General features: G+C 72.1%; 4 protein-coding genes. 2 read left to right on the top strand and 2 right to left on the bottom strand.

Features of this window, described 5'->3' with window-relative positions; genetic code table 11:
• Nucleotides 1–4 precede the first annotated feature (4 nt).
• A complete protein-coding gene (locus E1287_RS13800; RefSeq protein ID WP_207934202.1) occupies nt 5–15,814 on the bottom strand; it encodes a type I polyketide synthase in 15,810 nt (5,269 codons plus the stop codon).
• 348 nt (nt 15,815–16,162) lie between these two features.
• Here E1287_RS13800 and E1287_RS13795 point away from each other — a divergent pair, with 348 nt between their 5' ends.
• Nucleotides 16,163–17,197 carry a sulfotransferase gene (locus tag E1287_RS13795; RefSeq protein WP_131965320.1) on the top strand — a complete coding sequence of 345 codons (1,035 nt, stop codon included), beginning with the start codon at nt 16,163–16,165 and terminating at the stop codon, nt 17,195–17,197.
• A gap of 239 nt (nt 17,198–17,436) precedes the next feature.
• Here the strand turns inward: E1287_RS13795 and E1287_RS13790 are convergent, their stop codons facing one another.
• Nucleotides 17,437–18,399: a helix-turn-helix transcriptional regulator gene (locus E1287_RS13790; RefSeq protein WP_131965319.1), complete on the bottom strand. Its 963-nt coding sequence runs from the start codon at nt 18,397–18,399 to the stop codon at nt 17,437–17,439.
• A 147-nt stretch (nt 18,400–18,546) separates the two neighbouring features.
• Here E1287_RS13790 and E1287_RS13785 point away from each other — a divergent pair, with 147 nt between their 5' ends.
• Nucleotides 18,547–19,191 carry a hypothetical protein gene (locus E1287_RS13785; protein ID WP_131965318.1) on the top strand — a complete coding sequence of 215 codons (645 nt, stop codon included), beginning with the start codon at nt 18,547–18,549 and terminating at the stop codon, nt 19,189–19,191.
• The last annotated feature ends 63 nt before the right edge of the window (nt 19,192–19,254 follow it).

The raw sequence follows: 19,254 nt of genomic DNA, 5'->3' as shown, positions 1-19,254 counted from the left end.
TCGCTCACTCTTCCCGCGTCGTGTCGTCGAACCCGGCGCCGTCGAGCGCCATGCTGATCAGGCTTTCGGTGTCCATCGCGTCGATCGGGCCGCGCTCGCCGCCGTCGTCGCCGGCGGGCTCCGCGGCCAGGTCCCGGGCCCCGGCGAGCTCCAGGAGGCTGTCCATCAGCCCGGCGTCCCGCAGCCGGTTGAGGGGGATCGCCTGGAGGATGCGGCGCACCTCCGCCTCCCCGCCGTCGCCGTCGGCGCCGAGGTCCGGGGCCAGCTCCGCGCCGAGATGGGCGGCGAGGACGCGGGGGCTCGGATAGTCGAACACCAGCGTCGGAGAGAGCCGCAGCCCCGTCGCCGCGTTCAGGCCGTTGCGGAGCTCCACCGCGGTGAGCGAGTCGAACCCCAGCTCGCTGAAGGCACGGCCGGGCTCGATCGCCCGCGGCCCGTCGTGTCCGAGGGTCGCCGCCGCATGCGTCCGGACGATCTCCAGCAGCGCCTCGTCCCGCTCGTCCGGGGACAGCCCGGCCAGGCGGCGGCGCAGCGCGTCCGCCGAGCCCGGCCCGGCACCCGCGACTCTCCGGGACGGCCGCCGCACCAGACCCCGCAGCAGCGGAGGCAGGTCATCGGCGCCGGTGGCGGAGCCGGTTGCGGCCAGGCCCTTGAGGTCCAGCCCGATTGGGACCAGCGCGGCATCGTCCAGCGTGCCCGCCGTGTCGAGCAGCTCCAGCGCCCGCGCGGCCGGCAGCGCGGTCACGCCGGAGCGGGCCATCCGCCGGACGTCGCCGTCGCCGAGGCGGCCCGCCATGCCGTCGTCGTCGGTCCGCCACAGCCCCCACGCGAGCGACTGGGCGGGCAGGCCGTGCGCGCGCCGGTGCGCGGCCAGCGCGTCCAGGTAGGCGTTCGCCGCCGCGTAGTTGCCCTGGCCGGGGGCGCCCATCACTCCGGCGGCCGAGGAGAACAGCACGAACGCCGACAGGTCCATGTCGCGGGTCAGCTCGTGCAGGTTCCAGGCCGCGTCCACCTTCGGGCGGAGGACGGTGTCCATGCGCTCCGGTGTGAGCGACGGGATGACGCCGTCGTCCAGCACCCCGGCCACGTGGACGATCCCGGTCAGGCGCCGATCCGCCAGCAGGTCCGCGACGGCGTCCCGGTCGGCGAGGTCGCAGGCCGCGATCTCGGCCTCGGCGCCCAGCGCGGCCAGCTCGGCGCGCAGCTCCGCCGCTCCTGGGGTGTCCATGCCGCGCCGTCCGGCGAGCAGCAGCCGACGGACGCCGTGCCCGGTCACCAGATGCCGCACGACCGCCCCGCCGAGCGCGCCCATCGCGCCGGTGACCAGCACCGGACCCTCGCCCGCCAGGACGGAGGCGGGCGCGCCGCCGGACGGTCCCGCCGGCACGCGCGCCGGCACGCGCGCCAGCCTCGGGACGTGCGCCGCGCCGTCGCGAACGGCGACCTGCGGCTCGCCCGGGACCATTGCGGCCAGCGCCGCGCGGACGTCGAGGTCCTCTGCGGCCCCGCCCGGGAGGTCTGCGAGCGTGACGCGGCCGGGGTTCTCCGACTGCGCAGAACGGACGAGGCCCCACACCGCCGCGCCCGCCAGGTCGGTGACGTCCTCGCCGTCCACGGACACCGCGCCGGACGTGACGACCAGGAGCCTGGACGCGGCGAACCGCTCCTCGTCCAGCCAGGTCCGCAGGACGTCCAGGACGTGGTGGAGGGTTCTCCTGACGGTGGCGGCGTCCGTCCCGCCGGTCACCGGGAGAACGACGACCTCGGGCACGTCGCCGTCCGGCTTCAGCGCCTCCCAGTCCGCCCACGACGCGCCGGGCTCACCGTCCGCGCCAGCCGCCGCCAATGACCATTCCACCCGGAACAGCGATTCGTGGAACTCCGGACCGGCCGACGCCAGCTGATCCGCGGAGATTTCCCGCAGGGCCAGCGACCCGACGGACGCGACCGCGCGCCCGGCGGCGTCCGACAGGTGCAGCGACATATCGTCGCCGTCGTTCGGTGTCACTCGCACGCGCAGCGCCGTCGCGCCTGAGGCGAACAGTTCCACCCCGGACCACGCGAACGGCACGGCCGTGCCGGAGCCCGCCCGCCCGCTCAGCGCGATCGCGTGCAACGTCGCGTCCAGCAGCGCCGGATGCATCCCGAAGCCGTCCTCCTGAGCCTGCTCGGGCAGCGCGACCTCGGCGAACACCTCGTCGCCCGACCGCCATGCCGCCGTCAGACCGCGGAAGACCGGGCCGTAGCCGAGGCCCGCCTCCGCCATGTCCTCGTAGAACCCGTCCAGGTCGACGGGCACGGCGTCCGGCGGCGGCCACGGCCGCGTGTCGGGAACCGGCTCCGCGGCGCCCGCGGTGACGACTCCGGCGGCGTGCCGCCGCCACGGGCCGTCGGTGTCCGCGTCGGCGCGCGAGTACACGGCGACGGGCCTGCGGTCAGGGTCCGTCTCCTCGGCGTCGCCGACCACGACCTGCAGCGCCACGCCTCCGTCGCGGGGCAGGACGAGAGGCGTCTCCAGCGTCAGCGAGTCCAGTGCGCCACAACCGGCCTGCTCCCCGGCCCGGACGGCCAGCTCCACGAACCCGGCGCCCGGGAACAGGACCGTCCCCCCGACCGTGTGATCGGCCAGCCACGGCTGCGCGATCAGCGACAGCCGCCCGGTCAGCACCGCCCCACCGGACTCGGGCGACGGGACCACGGCGCCGAGCAGCGGATGCCCGGCCTGGCCCAGCCCCATCGACAGCGGGTCCCCGCCGGTCACCTGGTCGCTCAGCCAGTACCGGCGGCGCTGGAACGCGGCCGTGGGCAGGTCGACGCGCCGCGCGCCCCGCCCGCCGAACACCGCGTGCCAGTCGACGGACGCGCCCGAGGCGTGGAGATGCCCGGCGGCGGTGAGCAGGCCGGTCGCCTCGGCGCCGTCGCGGCGCAGCACCGGCACCGCGACACGTTCGCCGGACGGGTCGTCCAGCAGGCCCCGGACCATCGCGGTCAGGACGCCGTCCGGTCCCAGCTCCACGAACCGTGTCACGCCCTCGGACTCCAGCCGCGCGACGGCGTCGGCGAACCGGACCGCCTCCCGCACATGCCGCACCCAGTACTCCGGGGACGTCAGCTCCTCCGCCTCGGCCACCCCGCCGGTGAGGGCGGACACGACGGCGACGCGGGGCGGGGCGTAGGCGAGGCTCTCGGCGATTTCGCGGAACTCGTCGAGCATCGGGTCCATCAGCGGTGAGTGGAACGCGTGTGACACCCGGAGCCTGGACGTCTTGCGGCCGAGCCCGTCGAAATGGGACCGGAGGTCGTCCACTGCCGCCTCGTCGCCCGACACGACCACCGAGTCCGGGCCGTTCACCGCGGCGATGTCGACGCGTCCGGTGGCGAGCAGCGGGGTCACTTCGTCCTCGGATGCCTGGACGGCCGCCATCGCGCCGCCCGCAGGGAGCGCCTGCATCAGGCGTCCGCGCGCCGCGACCAGCGTGGCCGCGTCCCGCAGCGACCACACTCCGGCGACGTGCGCGGCGGTGATCTCGCCGATGGAGTGACCGGCCAGGAAGTCGGGGCGGACGCCCCAGGATTCGAGGAGCCGGAACAGCGCCACCTCGACGGCGAACAGGCCCGCCTGCGCGTAGCCGGTCTGGTCGAGGGCGTCGCCGTCGCCGGGCTCGCCTGCGGAACCGATCACGTCCTTGAGCGGACGGTCGAGGTGGGTGTCCAGCTCGGCGCACACGGCGTCGAAGGCGTCCGCGAACGCGGGGAACGTGGCGTGCAGCTCCCCGCCCATGCCCACGCGCTGCGCTCCCTGGCCGGTGAACAAGAACGCCGTCGAGCCGGCGGAGGCGATGGCCCGGAGGAGGCCGGGACGGGGATCCGATCCCTCGGCAAGCCTCGCCAGTCCTCGCAGTGCCGCGTCCCGGTCGGCGGCCAGCACCACCGCGCGATGCGGAAGCGCGGCCCTGGAGGTCGCCAGCGAGAACCCCACGTCGAGCGGGGACACGTCCGGACGTGCATCGAGGTACGAGCCGAGCTTCTCCGCTTGGGCGCGAAGTCCCGGCTCGTCGCGGGCGGAGATCACCCACGGCACGACCGGCAGCGGGTCCCGCGTCTCTTCGACGGGCTCGGACGGCTGCGGTTCAGGCTCGGGTTCCTCGATGATGACGTGCGCGTTGGTGCCGCTGATCCCGAACGAGGAGATCCCGGCACGGCGCGGATGCCCGTTGACCGGCCACTCCCGCGCCTCGGTCAGCAGCTCGACCGCGCCTGCCGTCCAGTCGACGTGCGGGGTCGGCTCGTCAATGTGCAAGGTCTTGGGCAGGACGCCGTGGCGCATCGCCTCGACCATCTTGATGATCCCCGCCACCCCGGCGGCGGCCTGCGTGTGGCCGATGTTCGACTTGATCGACCCGAGCCACAGCGGGCGTCCCTCGGGACGGTTCTGCCCGTAAGTCGCCAACACCGCCTGCGCTTCAATCGGGTCGCCCAGGGTGGTGCCGGTGCCGTGCGCTTCGACCGCGTCCACATCGCCCGTGGTCAGACCGGCGGTAGTGAGGGCTTGGCCGATTACCCGGCGCTGCGACGGGCCGTTCGGCGCGGTCAGGCCATTGGACGCGCCGTCCTGGTTGACCGCACTGCCCCGCACGATCGCCAACACCTGGTGCCCGTTGCGGCGGGCGTCCGACAACCGCTCCACCAGCAGCATCCCGGCACCCTCGCCCCAGGATGTGCCGTCCGCCGAGGCGGCGAACGACTTGGCCCGGCCGTCTGGGGCCAGGCCGCGCTGGCGGCTGAATTCGATGAAGGTATCCGGCGTGGCCATGACGGTCACGCCGCCGGCCAGCGCCAGCGAGCATTCGCCCGAGCGCAGGGCTTGGACGGCCCAGTGCAGCGCGACCAGCGATGATGAGCAGGCGGTGTCGACCGTGACCGCCGGTCCTTCAAGGCCGAGGGTGTAGGAGATACGGCCCGACGCCACCGAACCCGTGCTGTTGTTGTAGGCGTAGTCGTGATACATCATCCCGGCGAACACACCCGTCGCACTGCCACGCAGAGACGTCGGATCAATGCCCGCACGTTCAAGCGCCTCCCAGGAAACCTCCAGCAGCAACCGCTGCTGCGGATCCATCAGCCAGGCCTCGTTGGGGCTGATGCCGAAGAAGTCCGCATCGAAATCACCGGCGTCGTAGAGGAACCCGCCCTGATCGACGTAACTCGTGCGCGGACGAGTGCCGTCCGGGTCGTAGAGGCGTTCCACGCTCCAGTCGCGGTCGTCCGGGAAGGCGGAGATGCCGTCCGTCCCGTCCGCGACAAGGCTCCAGAGGTCCTCCGGCGAGACGACGCCGCCGGGGTAGCGGCACGCCATCCCGACGATCGCGATCGGATCGTCATCGACCGCCGCCGCCCGGACCGCGACCCCCGTCCCGGCGGAATCCGTCCCTAGCAGCTCATCGACCAGATAGCGCGCCAGCGCCACCGGCGTCGGATAGTCGAACACCAGCGTCGCGGGAAGCCGCAGGCCCGTCGCCTGGTTCAGCCGGTTGCGCAGCTCGACGGCCGACAGCGAGTCGACGCCGAGGTCCCGGAAGGCCCGCTCACCGTCGATTGCGCGCGGGCCGTCGTAGCCGAGCACCGACGCGGCCTGCACCCGGACGATCTCCACCAGCGCCTGGACGCGGTCGTCCTCCGGCAGCGACGCCAGCCGCCCGCGCAGCGCACCGCTCGCGCCGCCCGCACCGCCTGCGGATGCCCCGGCCGCGGGACGCGCGCCTCCCGCCAGCATCCGCAGCACATGCGGCACTCCGTCACCGGCCCCGGCCAGCGCGTTGAGGTCCAGCCCGATGGGGACCAGCAGCGGGTCCCCGGCCCGGGCGGCGGCGTCGAACAGGCTCAGGCCCTGCTCGACGGTCAGCGGACGGACGCCGGAGCGCCGCATCCGGCGGAGGTCACCGTCATCGAGACGTCCGCCCATCCCGGTGTCGGCGGCCCACAGTCCCCAGGCCAGCGACTGGCCCGGCAGGCCCATCGCACGGCGGTGTTGCACCAACCCGTCCACGAACGCGTTCGCCGCCGCGTAATTGCCCTGGCCCGGCGCGCCGAGCACGCCCGCCGACGACGAGAACATCACGAACGCCGACACGTCCATCTCGCGGGTCAGCTCATGGAGATTCCACGCGCCCACCGCCTTCGGGCCCAACACGCCCGCGACCTGCTCAGGCGTCAGCGACGAGATCATCCCGTCGTCCAGCACCCCGGCCGCGTGCACCACACCCGACAACCGGCGGCCTTCCAGCAACCGCGCCAACGCGGCACGATCGCTCACGTCACACGCCGCCACCTCCGCCCGCGCGCCCGATTCCGCAAGCTCCGCCACCAGTTCCGCCACGCCCGGAGCCTCCATGCCGCGACGGCTCGTCAGCAGCAGATCCCGGACGCCGTGCGCCGACACCAGATGCCGCGCGACCAAGGCGCCCAACCCGCTTGTCCCGCCGGTGACCAGGACGGTGCCGGTGCCGAGCATTGGTCCGTCCGGTTCGCCGGTCTCGGATTCCGGGGCGGTCGGAACGGGTGTCCGGGTCAAGCGCGGGACATGTCCCGTCCCGGCGCGGACCACGGCCTGCGGCTCGCCGATCGCCGCCACCAGCCGCACCACCTCGGCGAGGTCGGTGTCGTCGGTGTCGGCCAGGACGACGCGGCCGGGGTCCTCAGCCTGCGCGGACCGCACCAGGCCCCACACCGCCGCGCCCACCAGGTCACGCACGTCCTCGCCGTCCAGCGCGACCGCGCCGGAGGTGACGACCAGCAGCCTGGACGATGAGAACCGCTCGTCCGCCGACCACGCGCGGATGACGGCGAGCACCTGGTTCACCCCGTCGATGACCGAGTCGCCTGCGAGGTCGCCTGCGACGCGGACGGCGACGACGTCCGGTGCCGGTCCGTCGTGAAGGTCGATGTCGTCCCACAGGCACCACGTCACCTCCGCCGGAGCGGCGGAGACGGCGGCAGGGACGGCGGCGGACCATGTCAGGCGGTACAGCGAGTCGTGGAACGCGGGCGCGGACAGCTGGCGCGGCGAAACCGGCCGCGAGATCAGCGAATCCGCCGCCAGGACGGGACGCCCGTCCAGACCCGCGAGCTGCAGCGACACACCGTCCGGCCCGGACGGAGCCACCCTCGCCCGGACGGCGGGCGCCCCGGACGCGAACAGCCGCACACCGTTCCAGGAGAACGGGAGGACCATCTCGCCGTCGCCGTCTCGTTCGTCGGCCCGTTCGCCGCCCCCGGAGATCAGACCGGTGTGGAGGACGGCGTCGAGCACCGCCGGGTGCATCCCGAACCGGCCGGCCTCCTCCCAGGACTCGTCGGGCAGCGCGACCTCGGCGAACAGCTCGTCCCCGCGCCGCCACATCGCCCGAAGCCCTTGGAACAGCGGGCCGTAGCCGTAGCCCGCGTCCGCCAGCCGCTCGTACGCGCCGTCCAGCGAGACGGGCGAGGAGCCCTCCGGTGGCCATGCCGCCAGGTCGAATGACGGTTCACCGGCATCAGCGGTCAGTGTTCCGGTGGCATGGCGGACCCAGGCGTCGTCGGCGGAGCCGTCCGCGGGCAGGGAGTAGACGCCCACGGAACGCCGTCCCGCTTCGTCGTCCTCTCCCACGACGACTTGGACGGTCACGCCGCCGTGCTCCGGCAGGACGAGCGGCGTCTGAAGCGTCAGCTCCTCCAGCACCCCGCAGCCGACGTGATCACCGGCTCTGATCGCCAGCTCGACGAGCCCCGTCCCGGGGAAGAGCACGCTGCCCAGCACCCGATGGTCGGCCAGCCACGGCCGCGTCCCCAGTGACAGGCGGCCGGTCAGCACCACGCCGCCCGACTCCGGCAGCGTCACGACCGCGCCGAGCAGCGGATGCTCGGCCGGACGCAGCCCCGCCACCGAGACGTCGCCTGCGGCGCCCGGCCCGTCCAGCCAGTACCGCTGCCGCTGGAAGGCGTAGGTGGGCAGGTCGACCTCGCCGGACGGACGACCGGCGAAGACCGCCGTCCAGTCGACCGGGACACCGTCCACGTGCAGGCGCCCGACCGTGCCCAGAAAGGCTTCGATCTCCGGTGCGCCCTTGCGCAGCGCCGGGGCCACGAGCACCCGGCCGGAAGCGTCGTCGAGGCAGGCGTGGGTCATCGCGGTCAGGACGCCGTCCGGTCCCAGCTCGATGAACCGGGTCACCCCGTCGGCGTGCAATGTCTGGACGGCGTCGGCGAACCGCACCGCCTCCCGCACGTGCCGCACCCAGTAGGCGGGCGTGCCCAGCTCCTCCGCCATGGCGGCCCGGCCGGTCAATGTCGACACGATCGGGACGGCCGGTGTCCCGTAGCCGAGGCTGTCGGCCACTTCCCGGAACTCGTCCAGCATTGGGTCCATGAGCGGCGAATGGAACGCATGCGACACCCGGAGCCGCGACGTCTTACGCCCCAGCCCCGCGAAGTGATCGACAATCCCGGCGACCTCGTCCTCGGCCCCTGACACCACCACGGATTCCGGGCCGTTCACCGCCGCGATGTCGACGCGTCCGGCGGCGAGCAGCGGGGTCACCTCGTCCTCGGACGCCTGGACGGCCGCCATCGCACCACCGGCCGGGAGCGCCTGCATCAGCCGTCCGCGAGCCGCCACCAGCTTGGCCGCATCATCCAGCGACCAGACCCCGGCCACATGCGCCGCCGCCAGCTCACCGATCGAATGCCCGGCCAGGAAATCGGGACGGACGCCCCACGCCTCAAGGAGCCGGAACAGCGCCACCTCGATCGCGAACAGTCCGGCCTGCGTGAACACCGTCTGATCCAGCAGCTCAGCCTCAGACCAGACCACGTCCCGAATCGGCCGCTCCAGGTGCTCGTCCAATGCGCCGCACACGTCATCGAAGGCGGCGGCGAACTCCGGGAACGCCTCGTACAGCTCCCGGCCCATCCCGAGCCGCTGCGCACCTTGACCAGAGAACAGGAACGCGGTCGAACCGGACGCGGCCACTCCGCGCAGAGCATCAGGACCGGTCAGTGCGTCCAAGCCCGACAGCAGCTCATCGCGGTCGCGGCCCAGCACCACTGCTCGATGCTCCAGCAGCGCACGCGTGCTCACCAGCGAGAACCCCACGTCCGCCGGTGCCAGCTCCGGACGTGCCTGAACGTGTTCGCGGAGACGACCGGCCTGACCGAGAAGCCCGGCCTCGTCGCGGGCCGAAATCACCCACGGCACGACCGGCAGCGGGTCCCGCGCTTCATCGACGGGCTCGGACGGCTGCGGTTCAGGCTCGGGTTCCTCGATGATGACGTGCGCGTTGGTGCCGCTGATCCCGAAGGAGGAGATCCCGGCGCGGCGCGGATGCCCATTGACCGGCCAGTCCCGCGCCTCGGTCAGCAGTTCCACGTCCCCGGCCGACCAGTCGACGTGCGGGGTCGGCTCGTCAATGTGCAAGGTCTTGGGCAGGACGCCGTGGCGCATCGCCTCGACCATCTTGATGATCCCCGCCACACCAGCAGCGGCCTGCGTGTGCCCGATGTTCGACTTGATCGACCCCAGCCACAGCGGACGTCCCTCTGCACGGTTCTGCCCGTAAGTCGCCAACACCGCCTGCGCTTCGATCGGGTCGCCCAGCGTGGTGCCGGTGCCATGCGCTTCGACCGCGTCCACATCACCCGTGGTCAGGCCAGCGGTGGCGAGCGCCTGGCCGATCACCCGGCGCTGCGACGGGCCGTTCGGCGCGGTCAGGCCATTGGAGGCACCGTCCTGGTTGACCGCACTGCCCCGCACGATCGCCAACACCCGATGACCATTGCGCTGGGCGTCCGACAGCCGCTCCACCAGCAACATCCCGGCACCCTCGCCCCAGGACGTGCCATCTGCCGAAGCCGCGAACGACTTGGCCCGGCCATCCGGAGCAAGACCACGCTGACGGCTGAACTCCACGAACGCGTCCGGCGTCGCCATCACCGCGACACCGCCCGCCAGCGCCAGCGAGCACTCCCCTGCCCGAAGCGCCTGAACCGCCAGATGCAATGCCACCAACGACGATGAACACGCCGTGTCCACCGTCACCGCCGGGCCTTCCAGACCGAACGTGTAGGAGATACGGCCCGACGCCACCGAACCCGTGCTGTTGTTGTAGGCGTAGTCGTGATACATCATCCCGGCGAACACACCGGTGGCGCTGCCACGCAGAGACGTCGGATCGATACCCGCCCGCTCAAGCGCCTCCCACGACACCTCCAACAGCAACCGCTGCTGCGGATCCATCAGCCAGGCATCGTTCGGGCTGATGCCGAAGAAGCCGGGATCGAAGCCCGCCACGTCCTGGAGGAAGCCACCGGAGTTGACGTAGCTGGTGTCCGGACGGAGGCCGTCCGGGTCGTAGATTCGCTCGACGTCCCAGCCGCGGTCGGCGGGGAATGCGGACACCCCGTCCATCTCGCCGGTGACCAAGTCCCAGAGACCCTCGGGCGAGACGACGCCGCCGGGGTAGCGGCACGCCATCCCGACGATCGCGATCGGATCGTCATCGACCGCCGCCGCCCGGACCGCGACCCCCGCCCCGGCCGAATCGGTCCCCAGCAGCTCATCGACCAGATAGCCCGCCAGCGCCACCGGCGTCGGATAGTCGAACACCAGTGTCGCGGGAAGTCGCAGGCCGGTCACCTTGCTGAGTCGTCCTCGCAGGTCAACCGCCGAGAGGGAGTCGAAGCCGAGGTCGCGGAACGCGCGTTCGCCGTCGACCGGGTCCGGATCGGAGTAACCGAGCACGGACGCCGCCTGCGCCCGCACGATCTCCAGCAGGACCGTCCGGCGCTCGTCCTCCGGGAGCACGGACAGGCGCTCCCGCAGCACTCCGGCCGCGCCCGCCACACTTCCGGCTCCGGCGTCCGCCGTGGGACGCCGGCGGGTCACCAGCCCGCGCAGGACGTGCGGCGGCTCGTCGCCGGCTCCGGCTCCGGCCAGTTCCGCCGGGTCCAGCCGGATCGGCACCAGCAACGGCTGCTCGACCGTCAGGGCCGCGTCGAACAACCGCAGCCCTTCGTCAACCGTCAGGGCATGGACGCCGGAGCGGGCCATCCGCCGCGCGCCGTCGTCATCGAGGCGCCCGGCCATCCCCTCGTCGGAGGCCCATAGGCCCCACGCCAGCGACCGGCCGGGCAGGCCCAGCGCGCGGCGATGCTGGACGAGCCCGTCCAGGAACGCGTTCGCCGCCGCGTAGTTCCCCTGTCCGGGCGCGCCGAGGACACCGGCCGCCGAGGAGAACACGACGAACTGCGTCAGGTCCGCGTCGCGGGTCAGTTCGTGCAGGTTCCACGCGCCGATGGCCTTCGGTGCGAGCACCGCGTCCACACGTTCGGGGGTCAGGGACGCGATGACGCCGTCGTCCAGCACGCCCGCCGCATGCACCACCGCCGAGAGAGGATGCCGGTCGGGAACGGCGGCCAGCAGGTCCGCGAGCGCCGTCCGGTCGGCGACGTCGCACGCGGCCACCTCGACGTCCGCGCCCAGGTCCGTCAGCTCCGCCACCAGCTCACCGGCCCCGGGCGCCTCCGCGCCGCGGCGGCCGACCAGCAGCAGGCGTCGCACACCGTGGACGGTCACGAGATGCCGTGCGACCAGCGCACCCAGAGCACCCATCGCGCCCGTGACCAGCACGGTTCCCTCGCCGAACGGGCGCTCCTCCGCCTCGCCCGGCTGCCCCGCGTCCACGCGCGCCAGCCTCGGGACGCGAACGGCACCGCCCCGGATCGCGATCTCCGGCTCGTCGGTCGCCGACACGACGGCCACAGCTGCGGCCAGCTCTTCCAGGTCTTCCACGTCCACCAGGACGATCCGTCCCGGATCCTCCGACTGCGCCGAGCGGACCAGGCCCCACACCGCCGCGCCCGCCAGATGCGTGACGTCCTCGCCGCCCGCCGGGACGGCGCCCGCGGTGACGACCACCAGCCGCGACGACGCGAACCGGCGCCCCGACGACCATGCCTGGACAGCCGCGAGCACGCGGTGCACAGCGTCCCCGACCTCCTCGGCCGGGCCGTGCTCGACGGGAAGGACCACGATTTCGGGGGCCGGGGCGGCGTCCTCGTCCTGCCCGGCGAGTTCGTCCCACACGCTCCAGGAACTGGCGGCGCCCGCGCTGCGGGCGCTCGGGACCGGAACCGGCGACGTGGACCACTCCAGGCGGTAAAGCGGATCACGGGACGCCGAAGCCGCTGCGGTGAGCGGGCCCGGCGTCATCGGGCGCGACACCAGGGACTCCACCGCCGCGACCGGGCGTCCCGCCCCATCGGCGAGGTGCAGAGCCGTCCCGTCCGAGCCGACCGGGGTCAGCCGCGCCCGGACGGCGGGCGCTCCCGAGGCGTAGAGGCGGACGCCGTTCCACGCGAACGGCAGCAGCGTCGCATCCTCCTCCTCGTGTTCCGGTCGCTCACGTTGCGCCCTGGCTACGAGTCCCGTGTGGAGCACCGCGTCCAGGACCGCCGGGTGCAGCCCGAACCGGCCGGCGTCCTCCCATGCGTCGTCGGGCAGCGCGACCTCGGCGAACAGCTCGTCCCCGCGGCGCCACGCCGCTCTCAAGCCCTGGAACAGGGGGCCGTAGCCGTATCCGGCGTCCACCAGCCGCTCGTAGGCGCCGTCCACTTCGATGGCCGACGCTCCCTCGGGCGGCCACACCGCGAGGTCGAAGGACGGCTCGCCCGCCTCGGCGGTCAGCGTCCCGGTGGCGTGCCGGACCCAGACCTGATCAGCGGCGTCGTCCCCGGCGCGCGAGTAGACGCCCACGACCCGCCGTCCGGACCCGTCCGCCGCACCGGCCACGACCTGGACGGCGACACCGCCGTGCTCCGGCAGGACGAGCGGCGCCTGCAGCGTCAGCTCCTCCAGGAACCCGCAGCCGACATGGTCCCCGGCGCGGATCGCGAGGTCGACGAACGCGGTCCCCGGTAGCAGGACGGCACCGCCCACCTCGTGGTCGGCCAGCCAAGGCTGCGCGTCCAGCGACAGGCGTCCCGTGAGCACCACGCCGCCCGATTCCGGCAACGCCACCACGGCGCCGAGCAGCGGGTGCTCGTCCTGCTGGAGCCCGGCGGCCGAGACGTCGCCCGTCCCGTCCGGGCTCACCAGCCAGTACCGCTCCCGCTGGAACGCGTACGTCGGCAGATCCACCTGCTCGGCGCCCTGGCCGTCCAGCACGGCCCGCCAGGTCAGCGGGACACCCTTGACGTGCAGCGCGGCCACCGCGGCGATCAGCGCGGCAGGCTCCGGACGGTTCCCGCGCAGGGCGGCCACCACCGTCGCCTCGCCCTCCCCGGACGCGTCGAGGCAGGTCTCGGTCATCGCGGTCAGGACGCCGTCCGGCCCCAGCTCGACGAACCGGGTCACCCCGCCGCCGCGCAGCGTCTGGACGGCGTCGGCGAACCGCACCGCCTCACGCACATGCCGCACCCAGTACTCCGCCGAGCCGACTTCGCCGGACGCGGCGACTCCACCCGTCAAGGTGGAGACGATCGGGATCTCCGGGGGCCGGTAATCCAAGCTCTCAGCGACGCGGCGGAATTCGTCCAGCATCGGATCCATCAACGGCGAATGGAACGCATGCGACACCCGCAACCGCGTCGCCTTACGCTCCATCCCCTTAAAGTGCTCGACAATCCGGACGACCTCGTCCTCGGCCCCTGACACCACCACCGACGCAGGACCGTTCACTGCCGCCACCGCCACCGGCCCATCACCGAGCAGATCGGTGACCTCGTCCTCAGAAGCCTGCACCGCTGCCATCGCACCACCGGCCGGAAGGGCCTGCATTAGCCGCCCGCGCGCCGCCACCAATTTCGCCGCATCGTCCAGTGACCACACCCCGGCCACATGTGCCGCCGCCAGCTCACCAATCGAATGCCCGGCCAGAAAATCGGGCCGCACACCCCACGACTCCAGCAACCGGAAAAGCGCCACCTCGACCGCGAACAAACCGGCCTGCGTGAACACCGTCTGATCCAGCAATTCGGCTTCAGACCACATCACGTCACGCAACGGACGATCCAGCTGACCGTCCAACACCGCGCACACCTCATCAAAAGCAGCCGCGAACACCGGGAACGCCTCGTACAACTCCCGGCCCATCCCGAGCCGCTGCGCGCCCTGCCCCGAGAAAAGGAAGGCCGTCAGACCCGAGCCGGCGACGCCCTGCACGGCGGTCTGGCCGTCCGGATCGGCGAGCCGGTCCAGGCTCGCGAGCAGCTCGTCCCGATCCCGGCCGATCACCACCGCCCGGTGCTCCAGCACCGCCCGCCCGGTCGCCAGGGACCATCCGACGTCGAGAGGCGCCAGCTCAGAGCGCGCCCCGACGTGCGAGCGCAGTCGTTCGACCTGGCCGCGCAGCCCGGCCTGATCGCGTGCCGAGATCACCCACGGGACGGCCGGCGGCTCTCCGGCCGTCCGGTCCGGTCGCTTCTCGGCCGGTTCGGCGGCCTCGATGATCACGTGCGCGTTCGTCCCGCTGATCCCGAACGACGACACCCCGGCCCGGCGCGGACGCCCGTCCACAGCCCACTCGCGCGCCTCGGCCAGCAGCTCCACGTCCCCCGCCGACCAGTCCACATGCGGGGTCGGCTCGTCCACATGCAGCGTCTTCGGCAGCACCCCGTGCCGCATCGCCTGGACCATCTTGATGATCCCGGCCACGCCCGCGGCGGCCTGCGTGTGCCCGATGTTCGACTTGATCGACCCCAGCCACAACGGACGCCCCTCCGGACGATCCTGCCCGTACGTCGCCAGCAGCGCCTGCGCCTCGATCGGGTCGCCGAGCCTCGTGCCCGTCCCATGAGCCTCGACCGCGTCGACGTCCACCGTGCTGAGCCCAGCCGCGGCCAGCGCCTCGCGGATCACCCGCCGCTGCGACGGCCCGTTCGGCGCGGTCAGCCCGTTGGACGCCCCGTCCTGGTTGACGGCCGAGCCCCGCACCACCGCCAGCACCCGATGACCGTTCCGCTGAGCGTCCGACAGCCGCTCCACCAGCAGCATCCCGGCGCCCTCGCCCCACCCGGTGCCGTCCGCCGCCGCCGCGAACGACTTGCAACGCCCATCGGCCGCCAGACCGCGCTGGCGGCTGAACTCGATGAACGTGTCGGGGGTCGCCATGACCGTGACCCCGCCGACGAGCGCTAGCGAGCACTCGCCCGTGCGCAGCGACTGGATCGCCCAATGCAGCGCGACCAGCGACGACGAGCACGCCGTGTCCACCGTCACCGCCGGCCCCTCAAGGCCCAGCGTGTAGGAGATCCGGCCGGACGCGATCGCGCCGGTGCTGCTGTTGAACGCGTAGTCGTGGTAGTTGACTCCGGCGAACACGCCCGTGCGGCTCCCCCGCAGCGAGGACGGGTCGATCCCGGCCCGTTCCAGGGCCTCCCACGAGACCTCCAGCAGCAGCCGCTGCTGCGGGTCCATGACCAGCGCCTCGTTAGGGCCGACGCCGAAGAACCCCGAGTCGAACCAGCCCGCGTCGTGCAGGAATCCGCCACGGTCCACGTAGCTCTTGCCCGGACGGCCCGGCTCCGGGTCGAACAGGCCCGCCACGTCCCAGCCCCGGTCCACGGGGAAGCCGGACAGCCCGTCCGCGCCGCCCGCGACCAGGTCCCACAGCGTCTCGGGCGAGACGACGCCGCCCGGGAACCGGCACGCCATGCCCACGATCGCGACCGGCTCCCGGTCCCGCTCCTCGAACTCGGCGACACGCCTGCGCGCCTCACGCAGATCCGTGGTCGTCCGCTTGAGATAGTCGAGCAGCTTCTCCTCGGTATTTATCCCGACCACCCCGCACACTGAAATCGGCCGACACACCGCGAACCCGCGGCCACCAGCGAATTCAATCGGCCAGAGCGGGCGGGCCACTACCCGCGCGCACCCCTGATCACCGGCACACCACCCCTATCGCCCAAAAATGGCCAGGTCAGTGCGGTTTCATCCGGTGCGGAGGCCAATGGTAGGGGTTGACATAGGGGTTGTTCGACGTCCATTCCGTCCGTAGCGTCAGCGCCGATAACATTCGGTCACGGCTCTTCCTGGTCCGCCAATGAAGTGTTTTCACCATAAGCGCTCGGCGCGACCTGCAGAAACAGATCTGCGATCGGGTGAAGTAGTCGACGGAAGGAAGAACGACGAATGTCTCTGGCCATCGTGGTGTCGACGGGCCGCTGCGGTTCGACGCTGCTGTCCCGCATTCTGCACCGTAATCCGGAAACCCTGAGCATCAGCGAGTTCTTCGCCACCATGGCGGTCGCGGCCGACAACCAGGGAATCCCGACGCACGAGATGGACGGGAAGGAGCTGTGGCGGCTGCTGTCGTCCACCGACTCCATCTTCGGCGCCGTCCTGCGGGCGGGCTGGAAAGTGCCCGAGCTCTGCTACCCGTTCGACACCGGCCGGTACGAGCGCGAAAGCGGCGTCCCGGCCATCTGCAACCTCACGCTGCCGATGCTCACCGACGACCCGGACTCCCTCTACGACCGGATGGCGGAGGAGGTCTCCGCGTACCCGACCCGTCCCGCGGCCGAGCACTACTTAGCGCTGTTCGGCTGGCTCGCGGAGACGCTGGGCCGCCCGACGATCGTCGAGCGTTCCGCGAACAGCATGATGTTCGTCCCGGCACTGCGGGAGATGTTCCCGGACGCGCGGTTCATCCACATGCACCGCGACGGCCCGGACTGCGCGGTGTCCATGAGCCGGCATCCGATGTTCCGGCACGGCGTCCTCACCATGGGGGCGTTCATGTCCATGGACCCGCCCGCCGCCTCCTGGGCGGAGTTCGAGCAGCGGATGCCGCCCGAACTGGACGGCCTGGTCAAGCCGCCGTTCGACGGCGACCGGATCATGGAGCACGACATCCCGGTGTCCGCGTTCGGCGACATGTGGTCGGGGATGGTCGCCACCGGCCTGTCCTCGCTGGCCCAGCTTCCCGCCGACCAGTGGATGAACCTGGAGTACGAGGAGCTGCTGACCGACCCCCAGGCGCAGCTGTCCAAGCTCGCCGATTTCCTCGGCATCCCCTCGTCCCCGGAGTGGTTGGACGAGGCCCGGAAGATGATCGACTTCAGCCGCGTCGGCGCCGCGTCCCGCCTGGACCCCGACGAGCTCGCCGCCCTGGAGGCCGCGTGCAAGCCGGGCAGCGACATGATCGCCTCCCTGGCCCGCCGCTGAAAGCCTGACCCGCTCCCCCCGCGAACGGCCAGTCGGTGAAAGCGTGCCGAGCGGCGAGATAGGCGACGGGAGGGTCCTGCCCGCGTGGACGTCCCGGCCGGGGACTCCGCCGAGTCCATGCCGGGCGGGACCTCGTCCCGGATATCACGACAACGACCTCGGCCCGCTCGAAGCCGGAGAGACGGCCGCCGCGAGGACGCCGCACGCCCGCAGACAGCGCGCGAGGCGGCTGCCGCCGTTCAGAGTTCTCTGAGCCGGTCGGCGAGCGGAATGCCGCTGGACCAGAGCCGGCCGAAGTATCCGGCGGCGTCGCGCACGAGGTTCCGGTCGTCGATGCGGAAGCCGGTCATCTCCTGGGCCGTGCCCGCCGCGAACGTGAGGAAGGCGACGGTGTCGTCGAAGACGGCCAGATTGACGGGGTCCGCGCTGATCTGCCAGTCGACGACCCGCATTTCGTAGTTCGGGAGATCTCCGCAGCTCTCGTGGTGCCCTCTGGCCCAGTCGACCATTTCCCGGTTGGGCAGGCAGATCAGGCGGCACATCGATCGCTCCCCTTGCAAAAGGGGCCAATTGCTCAACTCGGCGAAGTACTCTTCCGCGGCGTCTCCCGTGTCGCGGTCGGTGAATCCGACGAAGTACGACGGCGGCGTCACGCGGATATAAGTGGTAAGGATGCGCGACCGGGTCTCGCGGATCTGCGCCGTCAAGGCTTTGTAGTGGTGGCGTCCGGTCAAATGCTGGACCGATGAGGAGGGGGCGTGCAGCAGCGCCTCCCCGCCGTGGTCCGGCGCGAGTTCCGCGCTGATCTCCCGGTCGACCTCGACCCAATGGGCCCGCCACGCCTGGACGTCACCGCGGCAGGCCCGGACGAACGCCGCCGTCTGCTCCCAGGAGGGGAACCGGTGGCCGTTGAGAATGGCCGACACGGTGGCGTGGCTGCAGTGCATCGCGGTGGCGAGCACCTGCTGCTTGGGCCTGCCCGCGTCCCTGTGCAGGCGGCGCAGGGCCAGCGCGAAGCGCTCCACGGGGACCGACGGGTTCAAGGGGCGTGGACGTGGCGGCATGTCAACAGGCTCCGGCAGGCATCGTTGCCCGTCATTGTCCGGCATCACCCGGAGAAATTCGCCGAAGTTCGGAAAGTTCCGCTGCCACACTTGGCCGCTAGCAAAGCTCGCACTCTTGTCAAGGGCTCCGAGCTTCATTCAGCCGATCTGCTAGATCTGAGCCAGGAGAGCCTTCGTCCTGAAAAGGGCGTGACGTTAAATGACCTGACGCCAGGCCGATTTCTGTAACCGTCTGGTCCCGCCGAGCAGGTCGATACCACGAAACATGAACGGAGTTCAGCAATCATGGCCAGCGCTCGCAATCTCCGCGTCGTCGAACAGCCGCCCCCGCGGCCGGATGGGGAGGTCATCGTCCGGCCGCACGTCGTGCCGCCCGCGCTCTACGCCACCCTGGCCGCCGTCGACATCTCCTCATTCGGCCTGCTCGGCGACGCGCACAGCCAACTCCACCAGCGTCACCAGATGTACACGCGCCTGGCCGAGGCCTGCGAGATCACCCGGATCCCCTGGTGGGACTGCTACCGGCATGACCGCGGGGACGGCGCGCTCATCATCGCGCCGCCGGACGTGCCCGCCGACGACTTCCTGGATCCCTTCGCGCATCATCTGACCGCGGTGCTCCGCCGCTCCAACCGCCTCGCGTCGTCGGCGGCGCGGTTAAGGTTGCGCGTCGCCGTCCACGCGGGTCACGTCCACCGGGACGCGCACGGCGTGGCCGGACCGGCGGTCCTCCATCTGTTCCGCCTGCTGGAGTCCGCCGCGTTCAAGAAGGCGCACGCCGACGGCGCCGCAGACCTCGGGCTCATCGTGTCCGACAGGCTGTACGGCGACGCCACCGCCCGCGGCGGCCTGATCAACCCGGACGCCTACCGTCCCCTGCGCGTCAGCTGCAAGGAGACTCGCGCCAAAGCCTGGTTGTGGTCGGCCTGACGCCGGGTGGGCCTAGGGCTTGCGGGCGGCGGCGGCGTACATGTTGGTGGCGGGGTCGGGGAG

It is taken from the genome of Actinomadura sp. KC06, assembly GCF_004348735.1.
Classification (GTDB): Bacteria; Actinomycetota; Actinomycetes; order Streptosporangiales; family Streptosporangiaceae; genus Spirillospora.
Note: the sequence above shows the minus strand (reverse complement) of the source record. Positions and strands in the feature narration are given on the sequence as shown.